A 23946-nucleotide genomic window follows, 5' to 3' on the forward strand; every position below is an offset into this window, starting at 1 on the left:
GACCGGGTCATGCCTGACCGACTTTCCAGCCTCGCAGCGGCGATCGGGGCCCAGAACATCCCCGTGACCTGCCCGGCCCGTCATTCGGGCGACAACGACAATGCCGGTCCTGCGCAGGGCGATGTGGAGGCATCCGGCCCGCCCGAGCCCACCTGGGAAGGACCGGGCGCCATCCTGGCCCTCGGCGTCCAGAACGGACGTCACGGGCTCGGCGCCGTACGGGCCACGGTGGGGGAGGCAAGCGGCGATGCGGCGGCGGACATGGCCACGCTTCTTCGCCTCCTCACCCATTACGGCATGTGGATGGGCTTCGAGGGAGATGCCGAGCCGATCCGCCGGGGCAAGCTGCGCCAGCTGCCCGTGGAGGTGGGGGCACGGGGCAGGGTGGAGTACCGGCTGGATCTGCGCCGCATCATGCGGGGCTCCCAGCGCCTGATCGCCGATGGCACCATTCTGCTGAACGGCCGGCCCTCGGCGATGCTGGACGGCCTCTCCGTTGCCTTCCGCCCCAGCGCGGGCGGCGCCGGCCGCCGGCCGCGTCCAGGCTGAGGCGCGGAAGGGCGCTCACCCCCGGCGTACGGCCAGCACCGTGATGTCGTCCGCCTGCGGCGCCCCGCCGGCGAAGCCGGCCACGGCTTCCAGCACCGCCTCCACGACGTCCCGGGGCGGTGCCGCGCCCGTCGGACGCAGGGTCGCCGCCAGCCGGTCCCGGCCGAAGAAGCCATCGGCCCCGTCCTCGGCCTCGGTCACCCCGTCGGAGAAGAGGAACAGGGCCTCTCCCGCTTCCAGGGCCAGGGGGTCGGAGCGGTAGGGAAAGCCCTCCATGGCCCCGAGCGGGGGCTGACGCGAGAGATCCGCCATGGCGCGCGCGGAACCCTCCGTGAGGATGAAGGGCGGCTCATGCCCGGCCAGGGCGATGCGGCCGGTGCCGGATGCGGCGTCGATCACGGCCAGCACCACGGTCACGAAGGTCTGGCTCTCATTCTCGCGCGCCAGGTCGTCATTCGCATGGGCGAGGATGGCCGCGGGGTCGGGTGCGCCCCCGCCCTGCTCCACCAGATAGAGGGCGGAGGAGCGGATCAGGCCGAGGGTGCGCGCCATCGTCAGCCCCGCCGGCGCGCCCTTGCCCGCGACATCCGCCACGCAGGCCAGCAGCAGGCCGGGGCCGAGGCGAAGGGCGTCGTAGAGGTCGCCGCCCACCTGCCGCGCCGGGATCATGGCCGCGTGCAGGGTGAGGCCTGGCGGGACGATGGCGGCGAAATTCCGCGGCACGAGGTCCAGCTGCGCGGCGCGGGCGCTTTCCAACTCGGCCTCCAGCGCGGCCAGGCGGTGATCGGCGAGGTCGCGCAGCCGCTTCTTCTCCAGCACGGCACCGAGCCGGGCACGGAGAAGCGGCGGGTCGAAGCTCTTGGGCAGATAGTCCTCGGCCCCCAGCTCGATGCAGCGGACGATCTTGTCCATTTCCGTCAGGGCGGAGATGACGATGACGGGCGGGGCCGCGCCGCGGGCCGCGTGCAGCGCCTCCAGTACGCCGATGCCGTCCAGCCGCGGCATCTCGAGGTCCAAAAGCACCACGTCAAAGGCGCCCCGCTCGATGGCCGAAAGCCCCTCCACCCCGTCCACCGCCTCGGTGACGCGGATATAGCCCAGCTCGGCCAGGCGCTTCTTCAGTACCAGGCGGTTGAAGGAGGAATCCTCGACGACGAGGATGGAGACTGTGTCGTTCAGAGCCTCGCTCACGCGGCCTTCCCCGCATCGGCGACGGCGAGGCTTTCGACCACCCGGCGCGTGTCGCTCGCGAGGCGTGACAAATCGATCATGGTCACGGTGATCTCCTCGGCGGCCGTGGCGTTCGACTGGCCGATGCGGTTGAGGGTGGAGACGCGCTCGTTGAGCCCGCCGACGGTCGCCTGCTGCTGTTCCATGGCCACGGCGATGGCCCCGGCGAGGCGTGCGCTTTCCGCTACCATGTTTTCCAGCGCATCCATCGCCTCGCCCACAGCGGCGGCGGTGCCGCTGCCCTCCCGCGCGCGCCGGCCGGCGACGAGGACGACGTCGGCGACCTCCTGCGCCAGATTCTCGGTGGAGGCGGCAAGCGCGCGCACTTCCTCGGCCACCACGGAGAGGCCGCGGCCGTGCTCGCCGGCCCGGGCCGCCTCGATGGCGGCGTTGATGGCCAGGATGTTCGTCTGAGTCGCGACCTTGGCGATGGTGCCGGCGATTCGGGTGACGCGCTCGGTATCCTCGCCCACGGCGTCCACGAGCTCGATCAGCGTGGTCACCTTCAGCAGGTTCTCGGTCAACACCGACTTCGCGCGCTCGGCCTGGTCCCGCGCCTCGCCGGTGGAACGGGAGACGTCGGCGATGGCGTCGGTGGTCTGGGCCAGGGCCTCGGCGGTCTGACGCAGCTCCGAAAGCTGGGTCATGGCGCCGTCGCTCACCTGCCCGATGGCGTCGGAGGCCTGGGTGGTGGCGATGGCGGTGCGGCGGGCATTCTCCAACGCCTGCTCGGTCAGGGCGCGGGCGGCGAGGAGGCTGTCCTTGAAGACGAGGACGGCTCGGGACATCTCGCCCACCTGATCCGTCCGGTCCGCCTCCGGCACCTCGGTTTCCAGCTGGCCGGAGGAGAGGCGGTCCATGGCGCGCGCCAGCCGCCCGACCGGCCGCGCGATGAGGCGCAGCAGGACGAAGAGGATAAGGGCACAGCCCAGCAGCCCGGCCGCGCCGGCGCCCAGGATGATCCCGCGCGCTCGCGCGTTCAGCCGCAACGCCTCGGCCAGCGTCTCCGCATTGTGGCGCTGCACCACGCTGCGGGCGGCGAGGGTGAAGGCGTTGAAGCCGGACTGGGCATCGAGCCATTCCTCCTGCAGCGGGGCGAAGTCGCCACGGCGGGCTTCGGCGAAGGCGTCGCGCACGCGTTCGGCGAGCGGCCCCATGCGCTCGGCCATGTCGCGGGCGCCGCCGGTCACGATCGGGTCGATCTCCGCCCCCAGGCGCCGCTCCACCTCGGCATAGGTGTCGCGCACGAGCTGCCCGTTGCGGGCCATGCGGCTGGCGGCGGGGCGGGGCTGCATCACGCCGGCGAGCACGCCGGTCATGCCGGAGGAGAAATCGGCGATGGTACCGGAGAAGCGGTCCAGCGCGGCATCGGCCTCGTGATCCGGGCCGGTGATGCGCCCGATGATGGCCGTCTGCCTTTCGCTCAGGAGCAGGGCGGTGCCGGTGAGCAGCCCGACCACGATGAGCATCAGCAGCGCGATCAGCGCCGCCCGCGTGCCGATCCGCCCCAGCAGGGCGCCGAGGCCCCGCGGCGGGGTGGCCCGGCCGAGGGCGGAGGCCGCGGCCCGCCCGCCCGCCGACGGATCGCCGGGCAACGGGGCGGGTTGGACGTTCTCCATGGACGGCAGGCTAGACGGCGCCCCCGGCAGGAACAAGGTGCCGGGGACGGGTGCGGAACGACCGGGCCGGACCCGCCGAGGGGATTTGCCCTTCCCGCGCGGCGCGGCGATGCTGCGCCGCCCGCCGCCCCTTCCATGCTCGGAAACAGGGCGGCAGCCCGGAGGACGCCATGCCCGAATACCCCTTCACCGCCGCGGACCTGGAGGCCCTTCGCGCCTGGGACACGCCGACCATCTGCAACGCGCTGGAGATGGTGGCCCCGCATCGCCGCGGCCATGGCTTCACCGTGCGGCCGCTGGTGCCCGCCTCCACCTCCCTGCCGCCGATCTGCGGCTTGGCGCGCACCGGCACCATCCGCGCGGCGGCCCCTTCCGGCCGCGCCAAGGAGGTGGACCGCGCCGCCCGCATCGGCTGGTACGAATACGTGGCGGAAGCCGCCATGCCGACCGTGGTGGTTTTGCAGGACCTGGACGACACGCCCGGCACCGGCGCCTTCTGGGGCGAGGTGAACACCAATGTTCACAAGGCCATCGGCGCCCAGGGCTGTGTCACCAACGGCTCCATCCGTGACCTCGACATGATCGCCCAGGGCTTTCAGCTCATCGCCGGGGCGGTGAACCCGTCCCATGCCTATGTGCATATCGTGCAGTACGGGCAGGAGGTCTCGGTGCATGGCATGGCCTGCCATCACGACGCGGTGGTGCATGCCGACCGCCACGGCGCGGTGGTGATCCCGCATGACGCGGTGACGAAGATTCCGGCCGCCATCGAACTGCTCTCCCGCCGGGAGAAGGTCATCCTTGACCTCTGCGCCTCCCGCGACTTCACCGTGGCGGCACTGCGCGAGGCCCTGGCGCGGGCGGACGAGATCCATTGAGCGAAGCAGCTTCCGTGACCGTGCTCACGCCCGAGGCGGCGCGGCTGATGGAGGCCGTGCACGGCACCGATATCTATGCCGGCTTCCAGCCTATCCGCGCCCTGGACCTGCAGGGGTGGAACGGCACGCATCCCGCCCTGGCGCGCGCTGTGGAGGAGACGAAGCCCGCCGTCGCCTTCGATATCGGCGTCTGGAAGGGCCAGTCCGTCGCGCGCCTCTCCGAGGCCATGCGCCATGTTCGCCCGGATTCGGCGTTGCTGGCCATCGACACCTTCCTCGGCAGCCCTGGCCACTGGGACCGGACGCGGCCGGACCGGATCGTGGACAGCCTCGGCCTGGTGCATGGCTGGCCGAGCCTCTACTGGCAGTTCCTGTCCAACATGGTCCTCTCCGGCCATGCCGAGCGCGTGGTGCCCCTGCCGCAGACCAGCGACAACGCGGCGGTGATCCTGAAGCACCTTCGGATCCGTGCGGATCTGATCCATATCGATGCCGCGCATGAATACGAGCCGGTGAAGCGCGACATCGAGAATTACTGGGCGCTGCTGCGCCCCGGCGGGATCATGATCGGCGATGACTATCCCTGGCCCGGCGTGAAGCAGGCGGCCGACGAATTCGCGGCCGCGATGAAGCTGGCGCTCGAAGTGGATGGGCCGAAATGGACGCTGCGCAAGCCACGATGAAGCCGGCGGGGCGGGCTGGATGCTGCACACGAAGGCTTGGCCTTTTGGAGGCATCGGGAATGCCTCGTCGCGCGGCAGCGCGCCGCCCGGGCCGGCGGGATGAAAGCCGTAATGGCGAGCACTGCCGTGGAGCGTGATATGCGCCCTGTCCTGTGCCGGGTCCGTCCGGAATGGGTGGACCATTACGGCCATATGAACCTCGCGCCCTATGTCGCGGTGTTCGACATGGCGACGGACCTCCTCTGGCCCTCCCTCGGCCTGGGGGAGGGGTTCCGGGCCCGGGGCCTTGGAACCTTCGCGGCCGAGAACTGGGTTTCCTATCGCCGGGAGGTCCGGCTGGAGGACCCGCTGGCCGTGGAGAGCGAGGTGCTGGCCAATGATTCCAAGCGCCTGCTGATTCGTCATCGCCTCTTCCAGGCCGAGGCGGGATTCGAGAGCGCCCGTTGCGAGTTGCTCTTCCTCTGCGTCGATCTGAGCCAGCGCAGGGTTTGTCTCTGGCCCGAAGACGTGCAGGCGAGCTTCGCTGCCGTGCCGGTCGGCGCGGCGCCGGAACGGCTGTCGCTGCGCCGCTAGTAGGGCAGGGGGTCGCTCTTTCAGAGGCAGGCTGCCTAGGCATTGGGCGCCAGTTGCACGGAAAGGGGCGATATTATCCGATATCCGGGTTGACGATCCTTCATGCCAGGGAGAACCATCCGCCCCTACGGAGGACCCCCCCGATGAACGTTGCCCTGCGCCCCCGAGGCGAAGCCCCCGCCGGCATGAGCGCCGAGGAATGGGCCGTCCGCTGCGACCTCGCCGCCCTGTACCGGCTCGTGGCGCACCACCGGATGACGGACCTCATCTACACGCACATCTCCGCCCGCATCCCGGGCCCGGAGCACCATTTCCTCATCAACCGCTACGGTGTGCTCTTCCATGAGATGCGCGCGAGCGACCTGGTGAAGATCGACCTCGACGGCAACGTGCTGGAGGATGAGCCGCAGAGCCGGAAGGTGAACGCCGCAGGCTTCACCATCCACTCCGCCATCCACATGGCGCGTGAGGATCTGACCTGCGTGGTGCACACCCACACCTCCGCGGGCATCGCCGTCTCCTGCCAGAAGCACGGCCTCCTGCCGATCAGCCAGCACGCGCTGAAGTTCTACGGCCACCTCTCCTATCACGGCTATGAGGGCGTCGCGCTGGATCTGGACGAGCGCGAGCGGCTGATCCACGACCTCGGCCCCACCAACAAGGCGATGATCCTGGTCAACCACGGCCTGCTGGTCGGCGGCCGTACCATCGCGGAGGCCTGGAACCAGATCTACTACCTCGAGCGCGCCTGCCAGGCGCAGGTCGCCGCCCTTTCGGGTGGCGCGGAGCTGGTCTTCCCGCCCGAGGCGGTGCGGCTGAAGACGGCGGCGCAGTTCAACGGCCCGAACACGCTGAGCCATGCCCAGTTCTCCTGGGATTCCTCCCTCGCCCTGATCGAGGGCCAGGGCCGGGACTGGCGGTCTTGAGCGAGCCCATCCTTCTCTCCGGCGGCCGCATCTTCCGCGGCTTGGCCGGGGGCTTCGCGGACGCCCTCCTGATCGCGGATGGGCGCGTCGCGGCCATCGGCACGAAGGACGAGGTGGCGGGCATGGCCCCCGCCGGCGTCCGGCAGGTGGATCTCGGGGGGCGGGTCGCGATTCCGGCCTTCAACGAGGCCCATATGCATCTGCTGCCCTATGGGCTCGGCCTCAGCCAGGTGAATCTCCGCGCCGAGCAGGTGAAGACTCTCGACGAGGTGCTGCGCCGGATCGGCGAGGCGGCGAAGAAGGCCCCGAAGGGGAGCTGGGTTCTCGGCCGCGGCTACGACCATGGCGAGCTGGATATCGGCCGTCACCCGACGGCGGAGGAGCTGGACCGCGTCTCGCCCGACCATCCCGTCTATATCGTCCGCACCTGCGGCCATATGGGCGTGGCGAACAGCGCGGCGATGAAGGCCGCGGGCGTCGGCCACAACACGCCGGACCCTGAGGGCGGCGCGATCGAGCGGAAGGGCGGCAAGCTCACCGGCCTGTTCATGGAGCGCGCCAAGCGCCTGATCATCGACGCGATGCCGATGCCCTCTGAGGACCATATGGTCGGGGCGATCGAGGCCGCGGGGCGCGACCTCGCGGCGCGCGGCTTCGCCACGGCCAGCGACATGAATGTCGGCATGACCGCCGGGCTGCACGAGATCGGCGCCTATCGTCGCGCGCTGGCCGAGGGCCGGCTGATGCAGCGCATGTGGCAGGTGCTGGCCGGCAACCCCGAAGGCATCGCCGAGGCGGCCTGGAACGAGGGCCTGCGGCCGGACCACACGGACGACATGCTCGCCTGGGGCGCCGTGAAGGTGTTCGGCGACGGCTCGGCCGGCGGGCTGACGGCGGCCTTCTTCGATCCCTATCTGCAAAGCGCCGGCGGCGGCACCGGCATCTTCTGCTTCCCGGACGAGACGATGCACCGCCTTCTGGCGCTGTATCACCGCCAGGGCTGGCAGCTGGACATCCACGCCATCGGCGATGCCGCGATCGAGCAGGTGCTGCTGGGCATGGAAAAGGCCGGCGCGCCGGACGCGCCCCTCGCTGGCCGCCGCCACCGCATCGAGCATTGCGGCTTCCTCAACGCTGATCAGCGGCGCCGGATGAAGGCGAATGGCATCATCCCCGTGCCGCAGCCGGTCTTCATGTACGAGTTCGGCGATCTCTACGTGAAGAACCTGGGAATGGAGCGCGCCGCCGCCGCCTACCCCATGCGGACCTGGCTGGAGGAGGGGCACCACCCCGCCGCCTCCTCGGACAGCCCCGTTTCCTCGGTCGATCCCTTCGGCAATCTCTTCACCATGCTCACCCGCAAGACGAACAAGGGCACGGTGCTGGGTCCGGAGGAGACACTGACGGCGGAGCAGGCCGTGCATTGCTACACCTGGTGCGGCGCCTATTCGCAATTCGCGGAAGGGCGGCGTGGCACGCTGGAGCCGGGGATGCTGGCCGATGTCGCCGTTCTCTCGAAGGACATCTTCGCCATCTCTCCGGATGAGCTGCTGACCACCGAGGCCGACCTCACGCTGCGCGGCGGCGAGCCCATCTTCGACCGCCACGGCGCCCTGCGCGCCGCGGCGGCCTGAGGGCGCCATGGGCCGCCACGCCGTCCAGCGGCTGCTGATGGCCATCCCGGTCCTGTTCGGGGTGGTGCTGGTGGGATTCCTGCTGATGCAGGTGGTGCCGAACGACCCGGCTCTCGTGCGCGCCGGCCCCTCCGCCACGCCCGACGTGGTGGAGGCGCTGCGGCGCGACATGGGGCTGGACCGACCGCTCTACGAGCAGTTCGGGATCTATCTCTGGCGCCTCGTGCAGGGGGATCTCGGCGTCTCGATCATCAACAACGTGCCGGTGGTGCAGGAACTCGGGAACACGGTCGGCCCGACGCTGGAGCTGATGTTCGCCAGCCTGATCTGGTCCATCCCGATCGGCATCGCGCTCGGCACCATCGGTGCCTACTGGCGCGGCAAGCTGGCGGACCGCCTGATCACCGCCTTCGCGGTGGCGGGGGGCTCCATCCCGGTGTTCTTCCTCGGCCTCGTGCTCATCTGGTATGTCGGCTTCAGGCTGCAGCTGCTGCCCTTCACCGGCCGCGCCGGCCCGCTCTGGACCGAGGAGGGGCTGAAGGCGATCATCCTGCCGGCGCTCACCCTCGGCGGCGTGTTCATCGGGCCGGTGGCGCGCATGACGCGCACGGCGGTGCTGGACGTGCTGGGTGTCGAGCATGTGCGCACGGCGCGCGCCAAGGGGCTCGGCGAGTTCAAGGTCGTCACCCGCCACGCGCTGCGCAACGCGCTGATCCCGGTCGTCACCCTGGTCGGCCTGCAGATCGGCTTCCTGCTGGGTGGCGCGGTGGTGACCGAGACGGTTTTCTCCTGGCCCGGCGTGGGGCGCCTGGCCGTCGGCGCGATTCTCTCGGCCGATTTCCCGATGGCCCAGGGCACGATCATCATCCTCTCCCTCGGCTTCATCATCATCAACCTCGTGGTGGACGTGCTCTACGCGGCCCTCGATCCCCGGATGCGGACCTGATGAGCGCCACCGCTGAATCCACCCCGCTGCCTCAGGCGCAGGAGGCGGCGCCGCCGAAGCGGCCGGGCACGCTCTCCCGGCTGATGCGCGAGCCCGCAGCCGCCTTCGCCATGGTGCTCGTGGTGCTGGTGCTGGGGGCGGCGATCCTCGCCCCGGTGCTCTCCCCCACCGACCCCTATGACAACGACCTGTCTCTCGCCATGCAGGCTCCCGGCTCGCCCGGCCTGCCGCTGGGCGCGGACGCCCAGGGGCGCGACATGATCACCCGCCTGCTCTATGGGCTGCGGATCACGCTGCTCATGGGCTTCGCCTCGGTGGTGCTGGGCGGCGGCGTGGGCGCGCTGGTCGGCTTCGCGGCGGCCTTCTACCGCCGGATCGACGGCTTCCTGATGCGGCTGATGGACGTGATGCTGTCCTTCCCCGCCATCCTGTTCGGCCTGGCGCTGGCGGCCATCTTCGGCCCGGGCATCCCGGCGGTCGTGCTGGCGCTCTCGGTCGCCACCGTGCCTCTGATGGCGCGCATCGTGCGCGGCTCGGCGCTCGCGATCATGGGGCTCGACTACATCGAGGCGGCGCGGGCGACCGGCATGTCCGATGCGCGCATCATCCTGCGGCACGTGGCGCCGAACTGCCTGTCCTCCATCTTCGTCTTCGCCACCCTGCGCTTCGGCCAGGTGATCCTGCTGGGCTCCGCGCTCTCCTTCCTCGGCCTCGGCGCGCAGCCGCCAACGCCGGAGCTGGGCGCGATGGCGAGCGACGGCCGCAACTTCCTGTTCTTCGCGCCGCATATCGCGGTGATCCCGTGCGTCGCCATCTTCGCGGTGGTGCTCGCCTTCAACGTGCTGGGGGATGCGTTGCGCGATGCGCTCGACCCCCGGCTCCGCGCCTGACATACAGAGGGGACCAAGAGAATGAAGAACTGGCTCTATGCGGGGCTGCTGGCCCTGGGGGCCGCGGCACCCGCCGCGGAAGCCCTGGCCCAGGCCGCGCCGCGCAACACCCTCGTCGTCCTGCGCGAGATCGACGCCGACCGCTACGACCCCGCCCGCTCCACCGCGCGCGGCGCCGGTGAGGTGATCTACATGATGAGCGACACGCTGGTGTCGCTCGACTGGGACCAGAAGACGATCCGCCCGGGCCTCGCGGAATCCTGGAGCGTCTCCGAGGACGGCAAGACCTACACCTTCCGCCTTCGCCGCGACGTCACCTTCTGCGACGGCAAGCCCTTCACCGCGCGGGACGTGGCCTACACCATCAAGCGCTGGGTCGATCCCGCCACCCGTTCCCCCGTGCGCTGGCGCGCCGGCCCGGTGGAGGATGTCGTCGCCATCGATGACTACACGGTCGAGTACAAGCTGAAGGAGCCCTATGGCGAGCTCCTCTATCAGCTCACCCTCTTCTTCGCCTCGATTGTGGATCAGGCGACCGTCGAGCGGCTGGGCGACAATTTCGGCGTCCAGGGCTTCAACGGCACCGGCCCCTATTGCTGGAACTCCTGGTCGCCGCGCCAGGACTTCGTGCTGACACGCCACCCGAACTACCGCTGGGGCCCGCCGATTTACCAGAACCCCTCTCCGCAGGTGGAGCGGGTGATCTGGCGCGTGATCCCCGAGGCGAACACCCGCCTGGCCGCGCTGCAATCCGGCCAGGGCGACGTGACGCAGTACATTCCGCAATTCGCCATCCAGGGCCTGCGGAACGTCCCGACGGTGAGGCTCACCCGGCAGGAGACCTATTTCTGGGACTTCTTCATGGGCTTCAAGGTGGACAAGCCCGTGGTGAGCGACCCCGCGGTGCGGCGCGCCATCAACCTGGCCGTCAACCGCACCGCCGTGGTGCAGGCCACCTTCTTCGGCGCCGCCGACCCGGCCGATGCCTACCTGAACCCGCGGACCAACGGCTTCGACGCCGAGGCCGCGCGCATGGTGCCGCAGTTCAACGCCGATGAGGCGCGGCGCGTGCTGGATGCGGCCGGCTGGAAGCCGGGCGCGGACGGCATCCGCGAGAAGGACGGACAGCGCGCCTCCTTCCTCCTCTACGGCCTGCAAACCAACGAGTGGCGCCGCATGGCCGAGGCGATGCAGGCCGACCTGCGCCGCGTGGGCATCGAGATGCGCGTGCAGCTCTGGGACGCGACCGTGGGCTGGGGCAAGCTGGCGACGCAGGAATTCGATGCCTTCGTCATGTCCTATCCCTACATCTCGGCGACGGACGGCTTCGCGCTGTATTTTGACAGTGCCAACAAGCCGACCCCGAACCGGATGAACTGGACGGATGCCGAGACGGACCGCCTGCTCCGCATCGCCAAGACCGGCCTGACGGAGCAGGAGCGGAACCAGGCCATCGCCGAGGCGCAGCGCCGCATCGTGCAGGCCAATGTCTGGCTGCCGCTCGCGCGGGAGCAGCTCTGGGTGGCCGCCTCGCAGCGGACCGAGGGCGTCCGGCCGCACGGCATCTACGGCGTGGGGCTCTACAAGGGCCTCGACATCCGCCTGACGCGCTAAGCCCATCGCGGGTGGCCGCAATCCGCGGCCACCCGCCCTTCTTTGCCGGGGACCCGTCATGACCACCACCGTGATCCGCGATGCGGATGTCGTCGTCGCCTGGGATGCCTCGGCGAAGCAGCATGTCTATCTCACAGGCGCCGACATCGCCTTCGAGGGCGGCACCATCACCCATGTCGGCCGCGGCTATACGGGCCCGGTGGATGAGGAGATCGCCGGCCGCGGGCTGATGGTCATGCCGGGGCTGGTGAACATCCATTCCCACCCCTCCAGCGAGCCGATGAACAAGGGCCTCCTGGACGAGATTGGCTCGCCCGGCCTCTACAACTCCTCCCTCTACGAGTTCATGCCGATCTTCCGCGCGGATTCGGAAGCGGTGCCGAGCTGCGTGCGGGTGGCGCTGAGCGAGCTGCTGCTCTCCGGCGTCACCACCGTCGCCGATCTCTCCATGGCCCATCCGGGCTGGCTGGACCTGCTGGCGGAATCCGGCATGCGCGTCTGCGTCGCGCCGATGTTCAAGTCCGCCCGCTGGTTCACGAAGAACGGCCATGTGGTGGAATATGAGTGGGACGAGGCCGCCGGCGAGAAGGCCATGGCCGAGGCCCTTTCCATCATCGACCGCGCCGAGCAGCATGAGAGCGGCCGCCTCTTCGGCATGGTGGTGCCGGCCCAGATCGACACCTGCGCCCCCGGCCTGCTGCGCGAAAGCAGCGAAGAGGCGCGCATGCGCGGCCTCTCCTGGCAGATCCACGCCGCGCAATCGGTGGTGGAGTTCCACGAGATCACCCGCCGCCACGGCCTCACTCCCATCGGCTGGCTGGACAGCATGGGGCTGCTGAACGACCGTGCCATCATCGGCCACGGCATCTTCCTGGACGACCATCCCTCCACCCGCTGGCACACCGAAACGGACCTGAAGCGGCTGGCGGAGACCGGCACGACCGTCGCCCATTGCCCCACCGTCTTCGCGCGCCGCGGCATCACCATGAAGAACTTCGGCCGCTACAAGCGCAGCGGCGTCAACATGGGCCTGGGGACGGACACCTACCCGCACAACATGCTCGATGAGATGCGGCTCGTCGGCTACCTCGCCCGCACCCAGGCGACCGATCCGCGCGCCGTCACCACCACCGAGATCTTCGACGCCGCGACCATCGGCGGCGCCACGGCGCTGGGCCGGGAGGATATCGGCCGCCTCGCCGCCGGCTGCCGGGCCGACCTCGTGCTGGTGAATGCCGAGCACCCGATGATGCGCCCGGGCCGCGACCCCATGCGCAGCCTCGTCTATGCGGCCGGGGACCGCGCGCTGCGCGACGTCTATGTGGACGGCCAGCTCGTCGTAAAAGACGGGATGGTGCTGACCATGGATTACGAAGGCGCCGCCGCGCATCTGCACGAGGCGCAGAAGCGCGTGCTCGACAACGCGCCGCGCCAGGACTGGGCCCACCGCCCGGTCGAGAAGATCAGCCCGCCGAGCTTCCCCTGGGCATGAGCATGAGTGACTCCCTCCTGCGGATCGAGGATCTCCGCACGGTTTTCCGGAGCAGCAACGGCGACATCGCCGCCGTGGATGGCGTGACGCTGGAGGTTCCGCGCGGCAAGACCCTCGGCATCGTGGGGGAGAGCGGCTGCGGCAAGTCCATGCTGTCGCTGTCCATCATGGGGCTGGTGCCGCGCCCCGGGCGCATCGCCCAGGGCCGCGTGCTGCTGGAGGAGCAGGACCTGGCCTCCCTCTCGCCCGCCGGCATGCGCGCTGTGCGCGGCGCGGAGATCGCCATGATCTTCCAGGAGCCGATGACCTCGCTGAACCCGGTGCACAGCATCGGCGACCAGCTGACCGAGGCCATGCGCGCCCATGACGCGAAGGCCAGCAAGGCGGAACTGAAGGAGCGCGCCATCGAAGCGCTGCGCCGCGTCCGCATCCCGTCACCGGAGCGCCGCTTTTCCGAATACCCGCACCAGCTCTCCGGCGGCATGCGCCAGCGCGTGATGATCGCCATGGCGCTGTCCTGCAAGCCGCGCCTGCTGATCGCCGACGAGCCGACCACCGCGCTGGACGTGACCGTGCAGGCCCAGATCCTGGACCTGCTGCGCGACCTGCAGGCCGAGACGGGCATGTCCGTCATCCTCATCACCCATGATCTCGGCGTGGTGGCCGAGATGGCCGATGAGGTGGCGGTGATGTATGCGGGCCGGGTGGTGGAGCGCGGCACGGCGAAGGATATCTTCGAGGACCCGCAGCACCCCTACACGATCGGCCTGCTCGGCAGCATCCCGCGCATCGAGGAGGATCGGGACCGCCTTCTCTCCATCGACGGCAGCGTCCCGCCGCCCTTCGCCTTTCCCAAGGGCTGCCGCTTCAACCCGCGCTGCCCCTTCGCCATCCGCGCCTGCACGGAAATCGACCCGCCGCTGCGCGAACTCTCCCCCGGCCACCGCGCCGCCTGCATCCGCGCGCCCGTGGAACTGGCCCTGGATATCGCCGCATGAAAGAGCCCGCGCTTCTCGAGGCGATCGGCGTCGCCAAGCACTACCCGGTCAAGAAGGGCCTGCTCTTCGCCCGGCAGGTCGGCGCCGTGCGCGCCGTGGATGGCGTCTCCTTCGCCCTGCATCGCGGCGAGACGCTGGCGCTGGTGGGGGAGAGCGGCTGCGGAAAGTCCACCACCGCCCGCCTCGTCATGCGGCTGATCGAACCCTCCTCCGGTGACGTCATCTTCAAGGGCGAGAACGTCACGAATGTGGGCGGCGCGAAGCTGCGCGCCCTGCGGCGGCACCTGCAGATCGTCTTCCAGGACCCCTATGCCAGCCTCAACCCGCGGCTGACGGTGGCGGACGCCATCGCCGAGCCCATGACGGTGCACGGCATCGGCGACGCCGCCTCCCGCCGGGAGCGGGTGCAGGAGCTGCTGCGCCTCACCGGCCTGCGCCCCTTCCACGCGGACCGCTACCCGCATGAGTTCTCGGGCGGGCAGCGCCAGCGCATCGGGATCGCCCGCGCCCTGGCCGTGGAGCCGGAGGTGGTGGTCTGCGACGAGCCCGTCTCGGCGCTGGACGTCTCGATCCAGGCCCAGGTGGTGAACCTGCTGGGCGACCTGCAGCAGCGCCTCGGCCTGTCCTACCTCTTCATCGCCCATGATCTCGCGGTGGTGAAGCATGTCGCGGACCGGGTCGCCGTGATGTATCTCGGCCGCATCGTGGAGGTGGCGGCGAAGCACGAGCTCTTCTCCAACCCGCGCCATCCCTATACCCGCGCCCTCCTTGCCGCCATTCCGCGCCCGGATCCCTCCCGCCGAGGCTCCGTCACGCCGCTGGGCGGAGACCTGCCCAGCCCGCTGGCTGTGCCGCCGGGCTGCCGCTTCCACACGCGCTGCCCCGTGGCGCAGGCGAAGTGCAAGGAGCTCGACCCGCCGCTGCGCGAGATCGCCCCGGGCCACACCGCCGCCTGCCACTTCGCCGAGGATCTTCCGCGTTTCAACGCGGAAGCCGATGGGGGCGTGGCGCCGGTGGCGCAGCTTCGCCTCGCGGCCTATGCGGCGGCGCGTGCCGCCCGTGCTCCGGCGGTGGTCCCGGCGGGCTGACGGGGCATTGCCCGGCCCGTGGCCCCGCCGCAGGATGGCAGGCAAGAAAACCGGGGAAGCGTATCCATGCTCGTCACGCTCCAGGCGCCACGGCTGATCCTCTCGGGCGGCGGCGCCGTCTCCAGGGTGGCCGAGGTGCTGGGCCAGTTCGGCCTCTCCCGCCCGCTGGTCGTCACGGATCCCTGGATGGCTTCCTCCGGCACGGTGGAGCGCTGCCTCGCCCCGCTCCGCGCGGCGGGCCTGCGGCCGGCCGTCTTCCATGAAACGGTGCCGGACCCGACGGACACGGTGGTCGAGGCCGGCGTCCAGGCCTTCCGCGCGGGCGACTACGATTGCCTGATCGGCTTCGGCGGCGGCAGCCCCATGGATACGGCCAAGGCCATCGCCGTCCTCGCCGCCGCGCCGGAGGGCACGCATATCCGCGCCTTCAAGGTGCCGGCCCAGGCCAACCAGGGCGCCGTGCCCGTCCTCTGCATTCCCACCACCGCCGGCACGGGCAGTGAGGCGACGCGCTTCACCGTCATCACCGACACGGCGAATGACGAGAAGATGCTCATCGCCGGCCTCGGCGCCCTGCCGCTCGCCGCCGTCGTGGACCACCAGCTCACCTGGACCGTGCCCGCCCGCACCGTGGCCGATACGGGGGTGGACAGCCTTACCCATGCGCTGGAAGCCTTTGTCAGCAAGCGCGCCAATCCCTTCAGCGACGACTATGCCCGCCTCGCCATGCGGCTGATCGCGCCGAATCTCCGCCGGGCCTATGCGGATGCGCAGCGCGGCGGGAACGGCCCGCGCGACGAGGAGGCGCGGGAGGCGATGATGCGCGGCGCCATGCTGGCGGGCCTGGCCTTCTCCAACGCCTCGGTGGCGCTGGTGCATGGCATGTCCCGCCCCATCGGCGCGCATTTCCATGTTCCGCATGGCCTCTCCAACGCCATGCTGCTGCCCGCCGTCACCCGCTTCGGCCTCACCGCCGCCCTGCCGCGCTACGCCGAGGCCGCGCGCATCATGGGCGTGGCGGAGGAAGGGGAGGGGGACGAGGGCGCCGCAGCGAAGCTGGTGGAGGAGCTGGAAGCGCTGAACCGCGACCTCTCCGTGCCAAGCCCTGCCAGCCACGGCATCCCGGCCGATCGCTGGGACGGGCTGCTGGAGACCATGGCGGCCCAGGCCCTCGCCTCGGGCAGCCCCGCGAACAACCCGCGCGTGCCGGATGCGGCGGAGATCGTCGCCCTGTATCGTGAGGTCTATGCCTGACACCCAGCCCGGCGCGGATGCGGCGCTCCTGCTCCGCGGCATCGCCGCCGGGGAAGCGGGCGCGCTGCGCCGCCTTTACGATGCGCAGGGCGCGCGTCTCTTCGGCATGGCCGTGGCCATCCTGCGGGACCGCGATGCGGCGGCCGATGCGCTGCATGACGCCGTGCTGAAGATCGCTTCGCGCGCCGGGCAGTTCGACCCGCTCCGGGGCGAGGCCTCCGCCTGGCTCGCTGCCATCGTGCGCAACGCGGCGCTCGACCTCGCCCGCGCCCGGGGGCGCGAGACTCCCACGGACGATCCCACGCTGGGCGACAGCCCCGTGGAAGCCGAGGCGCTGGAGCGTCTCGCCGCCGCGCAGCAATCCGGCAGGCTGCGGGATTGCCTCGCCGCGCTGGAGGCGCGGAACAGGGAGGGTATCCTCCTCGCCTTCGTGCACGGCCTCTCCCACGCCCAGATCGCCGCGCGGCTCGAGCTGCCGCTGGGCACCGTGAAGGCCTGGATCCGGCGTGGACTGGTCCGGCTGAAGGGGTGCCTCGCATGATCCCCTCCGACTCCGAGGCGCTGGACGCGCTGGCCGCCGAGCATGTCCTCGGCACCCTCGATGCGCGGGAGGCGCGGGAGGTTTCGCGCGCCCTGCCGACCCACCCCGCCCTGCGCGAGGCGGTGGCCGCCTGGGAAGCGCGCCTCGCACCGCTGGCCGACCTCGCTCCGCCGCAGGCACCGCCGCCCGAGCTGTGGGGCCGGATCGAGGCCTCGCTTGGCGCGCGCCCCGAAGCCGTCGTCACGCCACTGCGCCCCGGCCGCCTCTGGAAAGCTTGGTCCCTGGGCTCGACCGCGCTCGCGGCCGGGCTGGCCGCCTTCATCCTCCTGCGCCCGGCCGAGGAGCCCCGGATGATGACCGTCCTCCTGACCAGCGGCGACCAGCCGGCCTGGCTGGTGGAGGCGGAAAGGGGCGGGCTGCGCCTGGCCAGCCTCAACCCGCGTCCGGTCGAGCCGGGGCGCGTGCAGCAGCTCTGGGCGCTGCCGCCCGGCGCCACCGCCCCCGTCTCGCTGGGCCTCATCCCGGAAGGCGGTCAGGCGAGCGTCGCGCCCGGCCTCGTGCGGCCGGAGCCGGGTATGCTCATCGAGATCACGCTGGAACCGCCGGGCGGTTCCCCCACCGGCCGCCCGACCGGACCGATCCTCTTCATCGGCCGGCTGGCCCCGGTGCGCGGAAGCTGAGGGGCAATCAGGCCGGCCGGGAGAGCTGGTCCCGGAACGGCCGCGCCGCCTGTGCCTGGCTGGTGCATTCGGGTTTGCGGCAGGCGGTCGGGAGCGGTTTCAGAGGAGAGACGGCTTGGCTGGGCAGTGGGCCATCATCCGGCTGGGCCGAAGCCCGCCTCAAAGGTCCTCTTTCCGGCGCACCAGCTCGGTCAGCAGCAGCTTGGCGATGTCATGCGGGTCGCCCTCGCCGGCATGGCCGCTTTCCTCCGCCGCATAGTCCTCCGAACGCACGGTGACGAGGTCGCCCGTCACCGTGTAGTCGCCCACATGGGTCTTGCCATCCACCTCCACCGTAACCATCCGCGGCTCATCCATGGTTTGCCTCCTATTCGGAACGAGTCGCCGCTGAGAACGTGCGCCGGCCCCTGATTGTTGCCGGGCGCGCCCGCCTGGGCAGGCGCATCCATCCCGCTTCGGGCCCGTTTCAGTCCTGTCTGGCCAATGAGATCTGGCCCTGGCGATCAGGAGGCGCGCCCGATGTTCGAATCACCCTTTATCGGCCTGCTGGTGCTCGCCCTCGTCATACTCGGCCTCGTCGTGCTGCAGCGGCTGGAATTCCTCAGCGTCTTCCGGCGTCGGCGGGCGGCGCACACTGCGGCGGACCGGGGAACGGCCGGCACACGGGAAGTTGGCCCGCCGCGCTGATCTCAGGCGCGGCGGCGTTCCGGGCGAGGATACGTAACGCTGGGTGACTCCCTTACCCTGTGGCAGGGTTGCCGGAGGAAACGTTTCGTCCGGTGAGTCCTCCATGCGCCTGCTCCGAGTTGTCGCCCTGGCCGCCGCACTTCTGGGGGGCGGTGGCGCCCTGGCGCAAGGCTTTGATCTTCCGGGCCTTTCGGCGGATAGCGGACGCTACGCGAGCGGGCTGACGCGGCGCTTCCCGGCCGGTGGCACGCCGGCCCAGCGCACCCAGGCGGAGCAGCGTGCGCAGCAGGCCGAGGGGCGCGGCGACTGGCAGGCGGCGATCACCGCCTGGGAGGAACGCCTGGGCATGGGCAATGCCCGGCCGGAGATGTGGCTTTCCCTTGGCCGCGCGGCCCTGGCCCGGAACCCGGCCGACCCCGCGAAGGCCCTGATGGCGGCGCAGCAGAACTTCGACCTCGTTCCCGCCGGCGAGCCCGAAGTCCCCTCCCTGCGGCTGATGGCCGATGCGCTGAAGGCCCAGGGCCGCTGGCCCCAAGTGATCCAGGCGCTGGAAGCCGTGGCCGAGCGCCTGCCCAACGACCCGGCGACGCGCACCGCCCTGATGGAGGCGCGGCGCGAGGCGGGCATGATGCTGCGGCGGGTGCAGGTGGAGCCGGAGGCCGAACCGGCCCGCGCCTGCCTCGCCTTCACCATCGCGCCGCAGCGGGGCGGCAGCTGGCAGCCCGAGGACTGGGTGCGGGCGGAGCCCGCGATTCCCGGCCTCGCCGTCACGAAGGAAAGCGACCGCCTCTGCGTCGCCGGCCTCCCCTGGGGGCGGCGGACGCGGCTCGTGCTGCGCGCCGGCCTGCCCGGCGAAGGCGGGGTGAACCTTCGCGCCGACCTGCCCGTCGACGTCTCGATGCCGGACCGCGCCGCGCGCGTCGCCTTCGACCAGCGCGCCTTCATCCTGCCGCGTGGCGCCCCGCCGCGCGTCGCCATCGCCACCATGAACATCGAGACGCTGAACCTGCGCCTCGTGCGCGTGAGCGAGCGCAACCTCGTGCCGCTCACCCGCGACACGCGGCTGGGCGAGGAGCTCAGCGGCTATCAGGCGGAGGACATCCCGGAGAGCCGCGGCCGCGTGGTCTGGGAGGGCAAGGCGGCGGTGCCGCGCTTCCAGCGCAACGCCATGCAGCGCACGGTTCTGCCGCTGCCGGAGGCGCTGACCGGTTCCGGCCCCGGCCTCTTCGTGCTGCTGGCCCGCGACGACGCGGAGGACACGCAGCGCATGCGCCAGACCGCGGCGCTGCCCATCATGGCCACCGATCTCGGCCTCACCGCCTGGCGCGGCAGCGAAGGGGTGGCCGTGCAGGCGCGCGGGCTCGGCGATGCCCGGCCGAAGGCCGGCGTGCGCGTCGCCCTCCTGGCCCACAACAACGACGTGCTGGGCGAGACGGTGACCGATCAGGACGGACTGGCGCGCTTCGGCGGCGCGCTGCTGCGCGGGGAGGGGCCGGTGGCGCCCGTCGCGCTGCATGCCCAGCTCGGGGACGACCTCGTCTCCCTCGATCTCGAGGCGGCCTCCTTCGACCTTTCGGACCGTGGCGTGACGGGGCGCGACTATCCCGGCCCGGTGGATGCCTTCCTCTGGCTCGACCGCGGCATCTACCGGCCCGGCGAGCAGGTCCGGTTCTCCCTGCTTCCGCGCGACCCCTCGGGAGGGGTGCTGGACCTGCCGATCCGGCTCCGCCTGCGGCGGCCGAACGGGCAGGTGGCGCTGGAAGCCGTGCCGGAACGCGGGCCCGAGGGGGTGATCCTCTGGTCCCCCCAGCTCTCCGCCGGCGCGCCCGTGGGTAGCTGGACCATCGAGGCCCTGACAGACCCGAACCGCCCGCCCATCGCCAGCACCTCCTTCCAGGTGGAAGCCTTCGTGCCGGAGCGGCTGGAGGTGAAGCTCGGCCCGGCGCCAGGGCCGCTGACGGCTTCCGCGCCCCTGTCCGTGCCGGTGGAGACGCGCTTCCTCTACGGCGCGCCCGGGGCGGGGCTGACCGGCAGTGCCGAGATGCGGCTGGCCGTGGACCCCGAGCCCTTCGACGCCTGGAAGGGCTGGCGCTTCGGGCTCGCCGAGGAGCCTTTCGACGGCGGCCTGCAGAGCATCGACATCGGCGAGACCGATGCAGACGGGAAGGGCGTGCTGAGCCTTTCGCTGCCGAACCTGCCCGATACCTCCCGCCCGTTGCGGGCCGAGGTGGTGGCCACCATGGCGGAGCCGGGCGGGCGTGGCAGCAAGGGCGCGCTGACCCTGCCCGTGCGCTCGGCCCAGCCCTTCATCGCCCTGCGCCCCGCCTTCCGCGCCGGCAGCGTGGATGACGGGGCGGAGGCCGCGATCGAGGCCGCGCTCGTCTCGCCGAGCGGGGAGGCCCTCTCCGGCCGCCTGCAGGCCCGCCTTGTGCGGGAACGTCCGACCTGGCGCATGACCGTGCTGAACGGCACCGCCCGCTATCAGACCGTCTGGCTGGATGAGCCCGTGGATGTCGCCGAGCTGACCGTGGCCCCCGGCCGGCCGGCCCGCTTCGCGCGCCGCCTCGGCTTCGGGCGCTACCGGCTGGAGGTGACGCAGCCCGGCGGCCTCGCCATCGCCTCCCTCCGCTTCCGCTCGGGCTGGACCGGATCCGACGACCCCGCGGTGCCGGACAAGGTGGATGTGGCAGCCGACCGCCGCGCCTATGCGGTGGGGGATACGGCGCGGCTGCGCCTGACGCCGCCCTTCGCCGGGCGGGCGAGCATCGCCGTGCTGACCGACCGCGTCCTTTCGGTGCGGGACGTGGATGTGCCCGCCGGCGGGACCGAGGTGGAGCTGCCGGTGGAGGCCGGGTGGGGCCCCGGGGCCTGGGTGGCCGTGACGGTGTTCCGCCCAGGCGAGGTGCCGGTGCCCGGTGGCGCCGCGCCCCGCCGCGCGATCGGCCTCGCCTGGGTCGGGCTCGACCCCGCCGCCCGGACCCTGGAGGTGGCCTTGGAGGGCGAGGCGCTGCTGCGCCCGCGCCAGCGCGTGCAGGTGCCGGTCCGCGTCGCCAACGCGCCGGGCGCCGCCTGGCTCACCCTGGCCGCGGTGGATGAGGGCATCCTGCGCCTGACCCGCTTCAGCTCCCCCGACCCGGCCGCGCATTTCCTCGGCCGGCGCAAGCTGGGGCTCGATATCCGCGACGACTACGGCCGCCTGATTGCACCGGCGGAAGGCGAGGCCACCGTGCTGCGCCAGGGCGGCGATGACGGGCTGGACACCGCCGGGGTGCAGCCGCCGCAGCGGATCGTCGCGCTCTTCTCCGGGGTGGTGGCCGTGGGGGCGGATGGCCGGGCGGTGGTGCCGCTGGACCTGCCCGAGTTCAACGGCGAGCTGCGGCTGATGGCGGTCGCCTGGTCCGGTGACCGGGTTGGCTCCGCGTCCCGCCCCGTCACGGTTCGGGATCCGGTCGTGGCGGAGGCGCTGCTGCCCCGCTTCCTCGCGCCCGGCGACGAGGCGCGGCTCCCGGTGCTGCTGCACAATCTCGACCTGCCCTCGGGCGGGGTGACGGCGAGCCTCTCGGTGGAAGGGCCGCTTTCGGTGGAGGGCGGCAACGCGCTCGGGGGCACCCTGGCCCAGGGCCAGCGGACGCTGCCCGCGGCCACGCTGCGCGTGACGGGTGCGGGGGAGGGGGTGGTGCGCGTCGCCGTCACCGGCCCTGGCGGCTATTCGGCCACCCATGAGAGCCGGATCACGCTCCGCTCCCCCCGGCCGCTGTCGCGGGAGGTGGTGACCGCCTCCCTCGCGCCGAACGGCGTGGCGCAGGTGGCGCCGGACCTGGCCCGCTTCTACGCCGGCACGGCCTCGGTGCGGGCCACCTGGGGCCAGCCGGTGCGCTACGACCCGGCGGCGCTGATGCGCGTGAACCTGGACTTCCCCTTCGCCTGCGGCGAGCAGGCGGCCAGCCGCCTCCTGGCCCTGGTCGGCTTCGAGGGGGAGCCGGACCGTGAGCTGAAGATGCAGCGCTCCGTGGCCCAGCTTCTGGACAAGCAGCGCTTCGACGGCAGCCTCGGCCTCTGGTCCGCCAACGGGCCGGCGGACCGCTTCGTCACCTCCTACGGCGCCGAGGCGCTGCTGCGCGCGCGGGCCGCGGGCGTGACGGTGCCGGAGGCGCCGCTCGAGGCGCTGCTGAAGAGCATCCGCGAGGACGCCGACCAGTCCCTCTACGAGGAGCCGCTGGACAAGGCGGTGCAGGCCTATCGGATGCACGTCCTCGCCATGGCCGGCCGCGGGCTGCCGGGCGCGGCGCGGCGCCTCTTCGAGATCCTGGACCAGCTTCCGACCCCGCTGGCCAAGGCGCAGCTCGGGGCGGCCTTCGCGCGCATGGGCGACCGCGCCCGTGCCGAGGAGGCCTTCGCCGCCGCGCTCGCCGCCCCGGCCCGCCGGCCCTGGTACCAGGATTATGGCAGTGCGGCCCGGGACACGCTGGCCGTCACCCTGTTGCTGAAGGAGAGCGGCGTGCTCGCCGGCCGGATGCCGGAACTGCTCGGCCGCCTGCCCGGCGCGGAGCTGACGCCGGAGGCGGCCTCCACCCAGGAAGCCACCTGGGCCGTGCTGCTGGCCTCCTCCCTCGGGCGCGATGGGCGGCCGGTGCGCATCTCCCTGGCCGGGCGGAACCTGACCCAGGCCCCGATCGTCTCGGCCGCGCTGCAAGGGGCGGCGGAGGTGCGGAACCTCACCGACCGCGCCGTGCCCCAGGCCGTCTCCATCGCCGGCCTGCCGGTGCAGGCCCCGGCTGCGGCGCGGCAGGGCATGCGGATCGTCCGGCGCTTCTTCAACACGGATGGCAGCCCGGTGAACCTCGACACCGTCACCCAGAACCAGGTCTTCCTGATGCAGTTGGAAGCCCGGGCGGAAACCGGGGAGACGCATCGCAGCATGGTCCAGCAGGGCCTGCCCGCCGGCTGGGAGATCGTCGGCCGCTTCCCCGAGGGAGAGGTCGCGGGCATGACCTTCCTCGGCGAGCTCTCGGCCGCGGAATCCTTCCCGGCGCTGGACGACCGCTTCGCCGCGGCCGTGACCCTCACGCCGGGGCAGCCCATGGCGCGCTTCGCCGTGCGGATCCGCGCCGTGACCGCCGGGCGGTTCGAGCTGCCGGGGGCGGAGGTGCGGGACATGTACCGCCCCACCGTCTTCGCCCGGCAGAACCCGGGCCGTGTGGCGGTGGCGCCGGTGCCCTAAGGCCGGGTGATCCCGCTTGGGGTTGGGTTCGGGGCTGACGGTTGCTCCCGGGGAGAGGAAGAAGGAATTCTTCCTCTCCCCGGACCCCTCACCATCATCTTCTTTTACGAGTTTGGAATCCCTCGGCTGATGGTGCGCCTCGGGTCGTCGACCCGAGGCGACTGCAGGGGCAGGATCAATCCCCTCGATCAGAGATCCCTTCGATCAGGGTATCCACGGCAGTCCGACGGGGGTCCAAGGGCCTTAGGCCCTTGGCGGGTGAAGGGCGGAGCCCTCAACGGGATCTCCCAACAGTTCAGAACCCGTTCAGCCAGTGGAAGTCACCCATCGCCTTCATGCGTTTGCAAGGTGGAACGGCCTATACGGCCCCTGGGCAGGAAGGCAGAATCCTCTAAAGGCGCCTCCTTCCGAAGGCATCTGTCTTCTCGGTGAAGACCGGGGAG

General features: G+C 71.4%; 20 protein-coding genes. 17 read left to right on the forward strand and 3 right to left on the reverse strand.

The genetic code is table 11. The features are described 5' to 3' along the window. Positions 1 to 9: 9 nt before the first annotated feature. A complete protein-coding gene (locus tag BUB97_RS16565; RefSeq protein WP_073136727.1) occupies positions 10 to 549 on the forward strand; it encodes a hypothetical protein in 540 nt (179 codons plus the stop codon). Positions 550 to 564: 15 nt separating this feature from the next. Here BUB97_RS16565 and BUB97_RS16570 read toward each other — a convergent pair whose 3' ends face one another. Further along, positions 565 to 1740 (reverse strand): PP2C family protein-serine/threonine phosphatase, encoded by a 1176-nt coding sequence (locus tag BUB97_RS16570; RefSeq protein ID WP_073136729.1) that lies wholly within the window; start codon positions 1738 to 1740, stop codon positions 565 to 567. Beyond that, positions 1737 to 3398, reverse strand: a complete 1662-nt coding sequence (locus tag BUB97_RS16575) for a methyl-accepting chemotaxis protein (protein ID WP_086062266.1) — start codon at positions 3396 to 3398, stop codon at positions 1737 to 1739. Before BUB97_RS16575 ends, BUB97_RS16570 begins: the two co-directional genes overlap by 4 nt. Before the next feature lie 170 nt (positions 3399 to 3568). On the opposite strand from BUB97_RS16575, the gene BUB97_RS16580 reads away from it, so the two are divergent. The 14 genes from BUB97_RS16580 (at position 3569) to BUB97_RS16645 (ending at position 17595) form a co-directional block, all read left to right on the forward strand. Beyond that, positions 3569 to 4276 (forward strand): RraA family protein, encoded by a 708-nt coding sequence (locus tag BUB97_RS16580; RefSeq protein ID WP_073136733.1) that lies wholly within the window; start codon positions 3569 to 3571, stop codon positions 4274 to 4276. Beyond that, entirely contained in the window at positions 4273 to 4959 is a 687-nt protein-coding gene (locus BUB97_RS16585) for a class I SAM-dependent methyltransferase (RefSeq protein WP_139281368.1), read from the forward strand. The genes BUB97_RS16580 and BUB97_RS16585 overlap by 4 nt, the downstream gene beginning before the upstream one ends. Before the next feature lie 111 nt (positions 4960 to 5070). Further along, a complete protein-coding gene (locus BUB97_RS16590) occupies positions 5071 to 5532 on the forward strand; it encodes a thioesterase family protein (protein WP_073136735.1) in 462 nt (153 codons plus the stop codon). A gap of 143 nt (positions 5533 to 5675) precedes the next feature. Next, positions 5676 to 6458 carry a class II aldolase/adducin family protein gene (locus BUB97_RS16595; RefSeq protein ID WP_073136737.1) on the forward strand — a complete coding sequence of 261 codons (783 nt, stop codon included), beginning with the start codon at positions 5676 to 5678 and terminating at the stop codon, positions 6456 to 6458. After that, complete coding sequence (locus BUB97_RS16600) at positions 6455 to 8092, forward strand: amidohydrolase (RefSeq protein WP_073136739.1); 1638 nt, start codon at positions 6455 to 6457, stop codon at positions 8090 to 8092. Before BUB97_RS16595 ends, BUB97_RS16600 begins: the two co-directional genes overlap by 4 nt. A gap of 7 nt (positions 8093 to 8099) precedes the next feature. Next, positions 8100 to 9038 (forward strand): ABC transporter permease, encoded by a 939-nt coding sequence (locus tag BUB97_RS16605; protein ID WP_073136741.1) that lies wholly within the window; start codon positions 8100 to 8102, stop codon positions 9036 to 9038. Next, positions 9038 to 9928, forward strand: a complete 891-nt coding sequence (locus BUB97_RS16610) for an ABC transporter permease (RefSeq protein ID WP_073136743.1) — start codon at positions 9038 to 9040, stop codon at positions 9926 to 9928. Before BUB97_RS16605 ends, BUB97_RS16610 begins: the two co-directional genes overlap by 1 nt. Before the next feature lie 21 nt (positions 9929 to 9949). Further along, entirely contained in the window at positions 9950 to 11542 is a 1593-nt protein-coding gene (locus BUB97_RS16615; protein WP_073136745.1) for an ABC transporter substrate-binding protein, read from the forward strand. Between the two features lie 58 nt (positions 11543 to 11600). Further along, the gene (locus tag BUB97_RS16620) at positions 11601 to 13034 is read left to right on the forward strand and encodes an amidohydrolase family protein (protein ID WP_073136747.1); all 1434 of its coding nucleotides are present in this window, start codon (positions 11601 to 11603) and stop codon (positions 13032 to 13034) included. Positions 13035 to 13036: 2 nt separating this feature from the next. Beyond that, positions 13037 to 14032 carry an ABC transporter ATP-binding protein gene (locus tag BUB97_RS16625; RefSeq protein ID WP_073136749.1) on the forward strand — a complete coding sequence of 332 codons (996 nt, stop codon included), beginning with the start codon at positions 13037 to 13039 and terminating at the stop codon, positions 14030 to 14032. Next, entirely contained in the window at positions 14029 to 15120 is a 1092-nt protein-coding gene (locus tag BUB97_RS16630; protein WP_073136751.1) for an ABC transporter ATP-binding protein, read from the forward strand. Before BUB97_RS16625 ends, BUB97_RS16630 begins: the two co-directional genes overlap by 4 nt. 66 nt (positions 15121 to 15186) lie before the next feature. Further along, a complete protein-coding gene (locus tag BUB97_RS16635) occupies positions 15187 to 16374 on the forward strand; it encodes an iron-containing alcohol dehydrogenase (protein WP_073136752.1) in 1188 nt (395 codons plus the stop codon). Then, positions 16367 to 16915 carry a sigma-70 family RNA polymerase sigma factor gene (locus BUB97_RS16640; RefSeq protein ID WP_073136754.1) on the forward strand — a complete coding sequence of 183 codons (549 nt, stop codon included), beginning with the start codon at positions 16367 to 16369 and terminating at the stop codon, positions 16913 to 16915. Before BUB97_RS16635 ends, BUB97_RS16640 begins: the two co-directional genes overlap by 8 nt. After that, positions 16912 to 17595, forward strand: a complete 684-nt coding sequence (locus BUB97_RS16645; protein WP_073136756.1) for an anti-sigma factor — start codon at positions 16912 to 16914, stop codon at positions 17593 to 17595. Before BUB97_RS16640 ends, BUB97_RS16645 begins: the two co-directional genes overlap by 4 nt. A 159-nt stretch (positions 17596 to 17754) precedes the next feature. Here BUB97_RS16645 and BUB97_RS16650 read toward each other — a convergent pair whose 3' ends face one another. After that, positions 17755 to 17952, reverse strand: a complete 198-nt coding sequence (locus tag BUB97_RS16650; RefSeq protein ID WP_073136758.1) for a hypothetical protein — start codon at positions 17950 to 17952, stop codon at positions 17755 to 17757. Between the two features lie 162 nt (positions 17953 to 18114). Here BUB97_RS16650 and BUB97_RS26290 point away from each other — a divergent pair, with 162 nt between their 5' ends. Together BUB97_RS26290 and BUB97_RS16655 are read left to right on the forward strand one after the other, a co-directional pair. Continuing rightward, the gene (locus tag BUB97_RS26290; protein WP_175562660.1) at positions 18115 to 18282 is read left to right on the forward strand and encodes a hypothetical protein; all 168 of its coding nucleotides are present in this window, start codon (positions 18115 to 18117) and stop codon (positions 18280 to 18282) included. Positions 18283 to 18385: 103 nt separating this feature from the next. Next, the gene (locus BUB97_RS16655; protein ID WP_073136760.1) at positions 18386 to 23503 is read left to right on the forward strand and encodes an alpha-2-macroglobulin family protein; all 5118 of its coding nucleotides are present in this window, start codon (positions 18386 to 18388) and stop codon (positions 23501 to 23503) included. Positions 23504 to 23946 lie beyond the last annotated feature (443 nt).

It is taken from the genome of Muricoccus roseus (assembly GCF_900141905.1).
Taxonomy (GTDB): Bacteria; Pseudomonadota; Alphaproteobacteria; order Acetobacterales; family Acetobacteraceae; genus Roseomonas; species Roseomonas rosea.

Coding starts and splice junctions, on each gene's coding strand:
- BUB97_RS16580 (WP_073136733.1), top strand. CDS start 3,569: ATGCCCGAATACCCCTTCACCGCCGCGGACCTGGAGGCCCTTCGCGCC.
- BUB97_RS16650 (WP_073136758.1), bottom strand. CDS start 17,952: ATGGATGAGCCGCGGATGGTTACGGTGGAGGTGGATGGCAAGACCCAT.
- BUB97_RS16590 (WP_073136735.1), top strand. CDS start 5,071: ATGGCGAGCACTGCCGTGGAGCGTGATATGCGCCCTGTCCTGTGCCGG.
- BUB97_RS16610 (WP_073136743.1), top strand. CDS start 9,038: ATGAGCGCCACCGCTGAATCCACCCCGCTGCCTCAGGCGCAGGAGGCG.
- BUB97_RS16620 (WP_073136747.1), top strand. CDS start 11,601: ATGACCACCACCGTGATCCGCGATGCGGATGTCGTCGTCGCCTGGGAT.
- BUB97_RS16645 (WP_073136756.1), top strand. CDS start 16,912: ATGATCCCCTCCGACTCCGAGGCGCTGGACGCGCTGGCCGCCGAGCAT.
- BUB97_RS16655 (WP_073136760.1), top strand. CDS start 18,386: ATGCGCCTGCTCCGAGTTGTCGCCCTGGCCGCCGCACTTCTGGGGGGC.
- BUB97_RS16635 (WP_073136752.1), top strand. CDS start 15,187: ATGCTCGTCACGCTCCAGGCGCCACGGCTGATCCTCTCGGGCGGCGGC.
- BUB97_RS16575 (WP_086062266.1), bottom strand. CDS start 3,398: ATGGAGAACGTCCAACCCGCCCCGTTGCCCGGCGATCCGTCGGCGGGC.
- BUB97_RS16615 (WP_073136745.1), top strand. CDS start 9,950: ATGAAGAACTGGCTCTATGCGGGGCTGCTGGCCCTGGGGGCCGCGGCA.
- BUB97_RS26290 (WP_175562660.1), top strand. CDS start 18,115: ATGTTCGAATCACCCTTTATCGGCCTGCTGGTGCTCGCCCTCGTCATA.
- BUB97_RS16605 (WP_073136741.1), top strand. CDS start 8,100: ATGGGCCGCCACGCCGTCCAGCGGCTGCTGATGGCCATCCCGGTCCTG.
- BUB97_RS16640 (WP_073136754.1), top strand. CDS start 16,367: ATGCCTGACACCCAGCCCGGCGCGGATGCGGCGCTCCTGCTCCGCGGC.
- BUB97_RS16625 (WP_073136749.1), top strand. CDS start 13,037: ATGAGTGACTCCCTCCTGCGGATCGAGGATCTCCGCACGGTTTTCCGG.
- BUB97_RS16630 (WP_073136751.1), top strand. CDS start 14,029: ATGAAAGAGCCCGCGCTTCTCGAGGCGATCGGCGTCGCCAAGCACTAC.
- BUB97_RS16565 (WP_073136727.1), top strand. CDS start 10: ATGCCTGACCGACTTTCCAGCCTCGCAGCGGCGATCGGGGCCCAGAAC.
- BUB97_RS16595 (WP_073136737.1), top strand. CDS start 5,676: ATGAACGTTGCCCTGCGCCCCCGAGGCGAAGCCCCCGCCGGCATGAGC.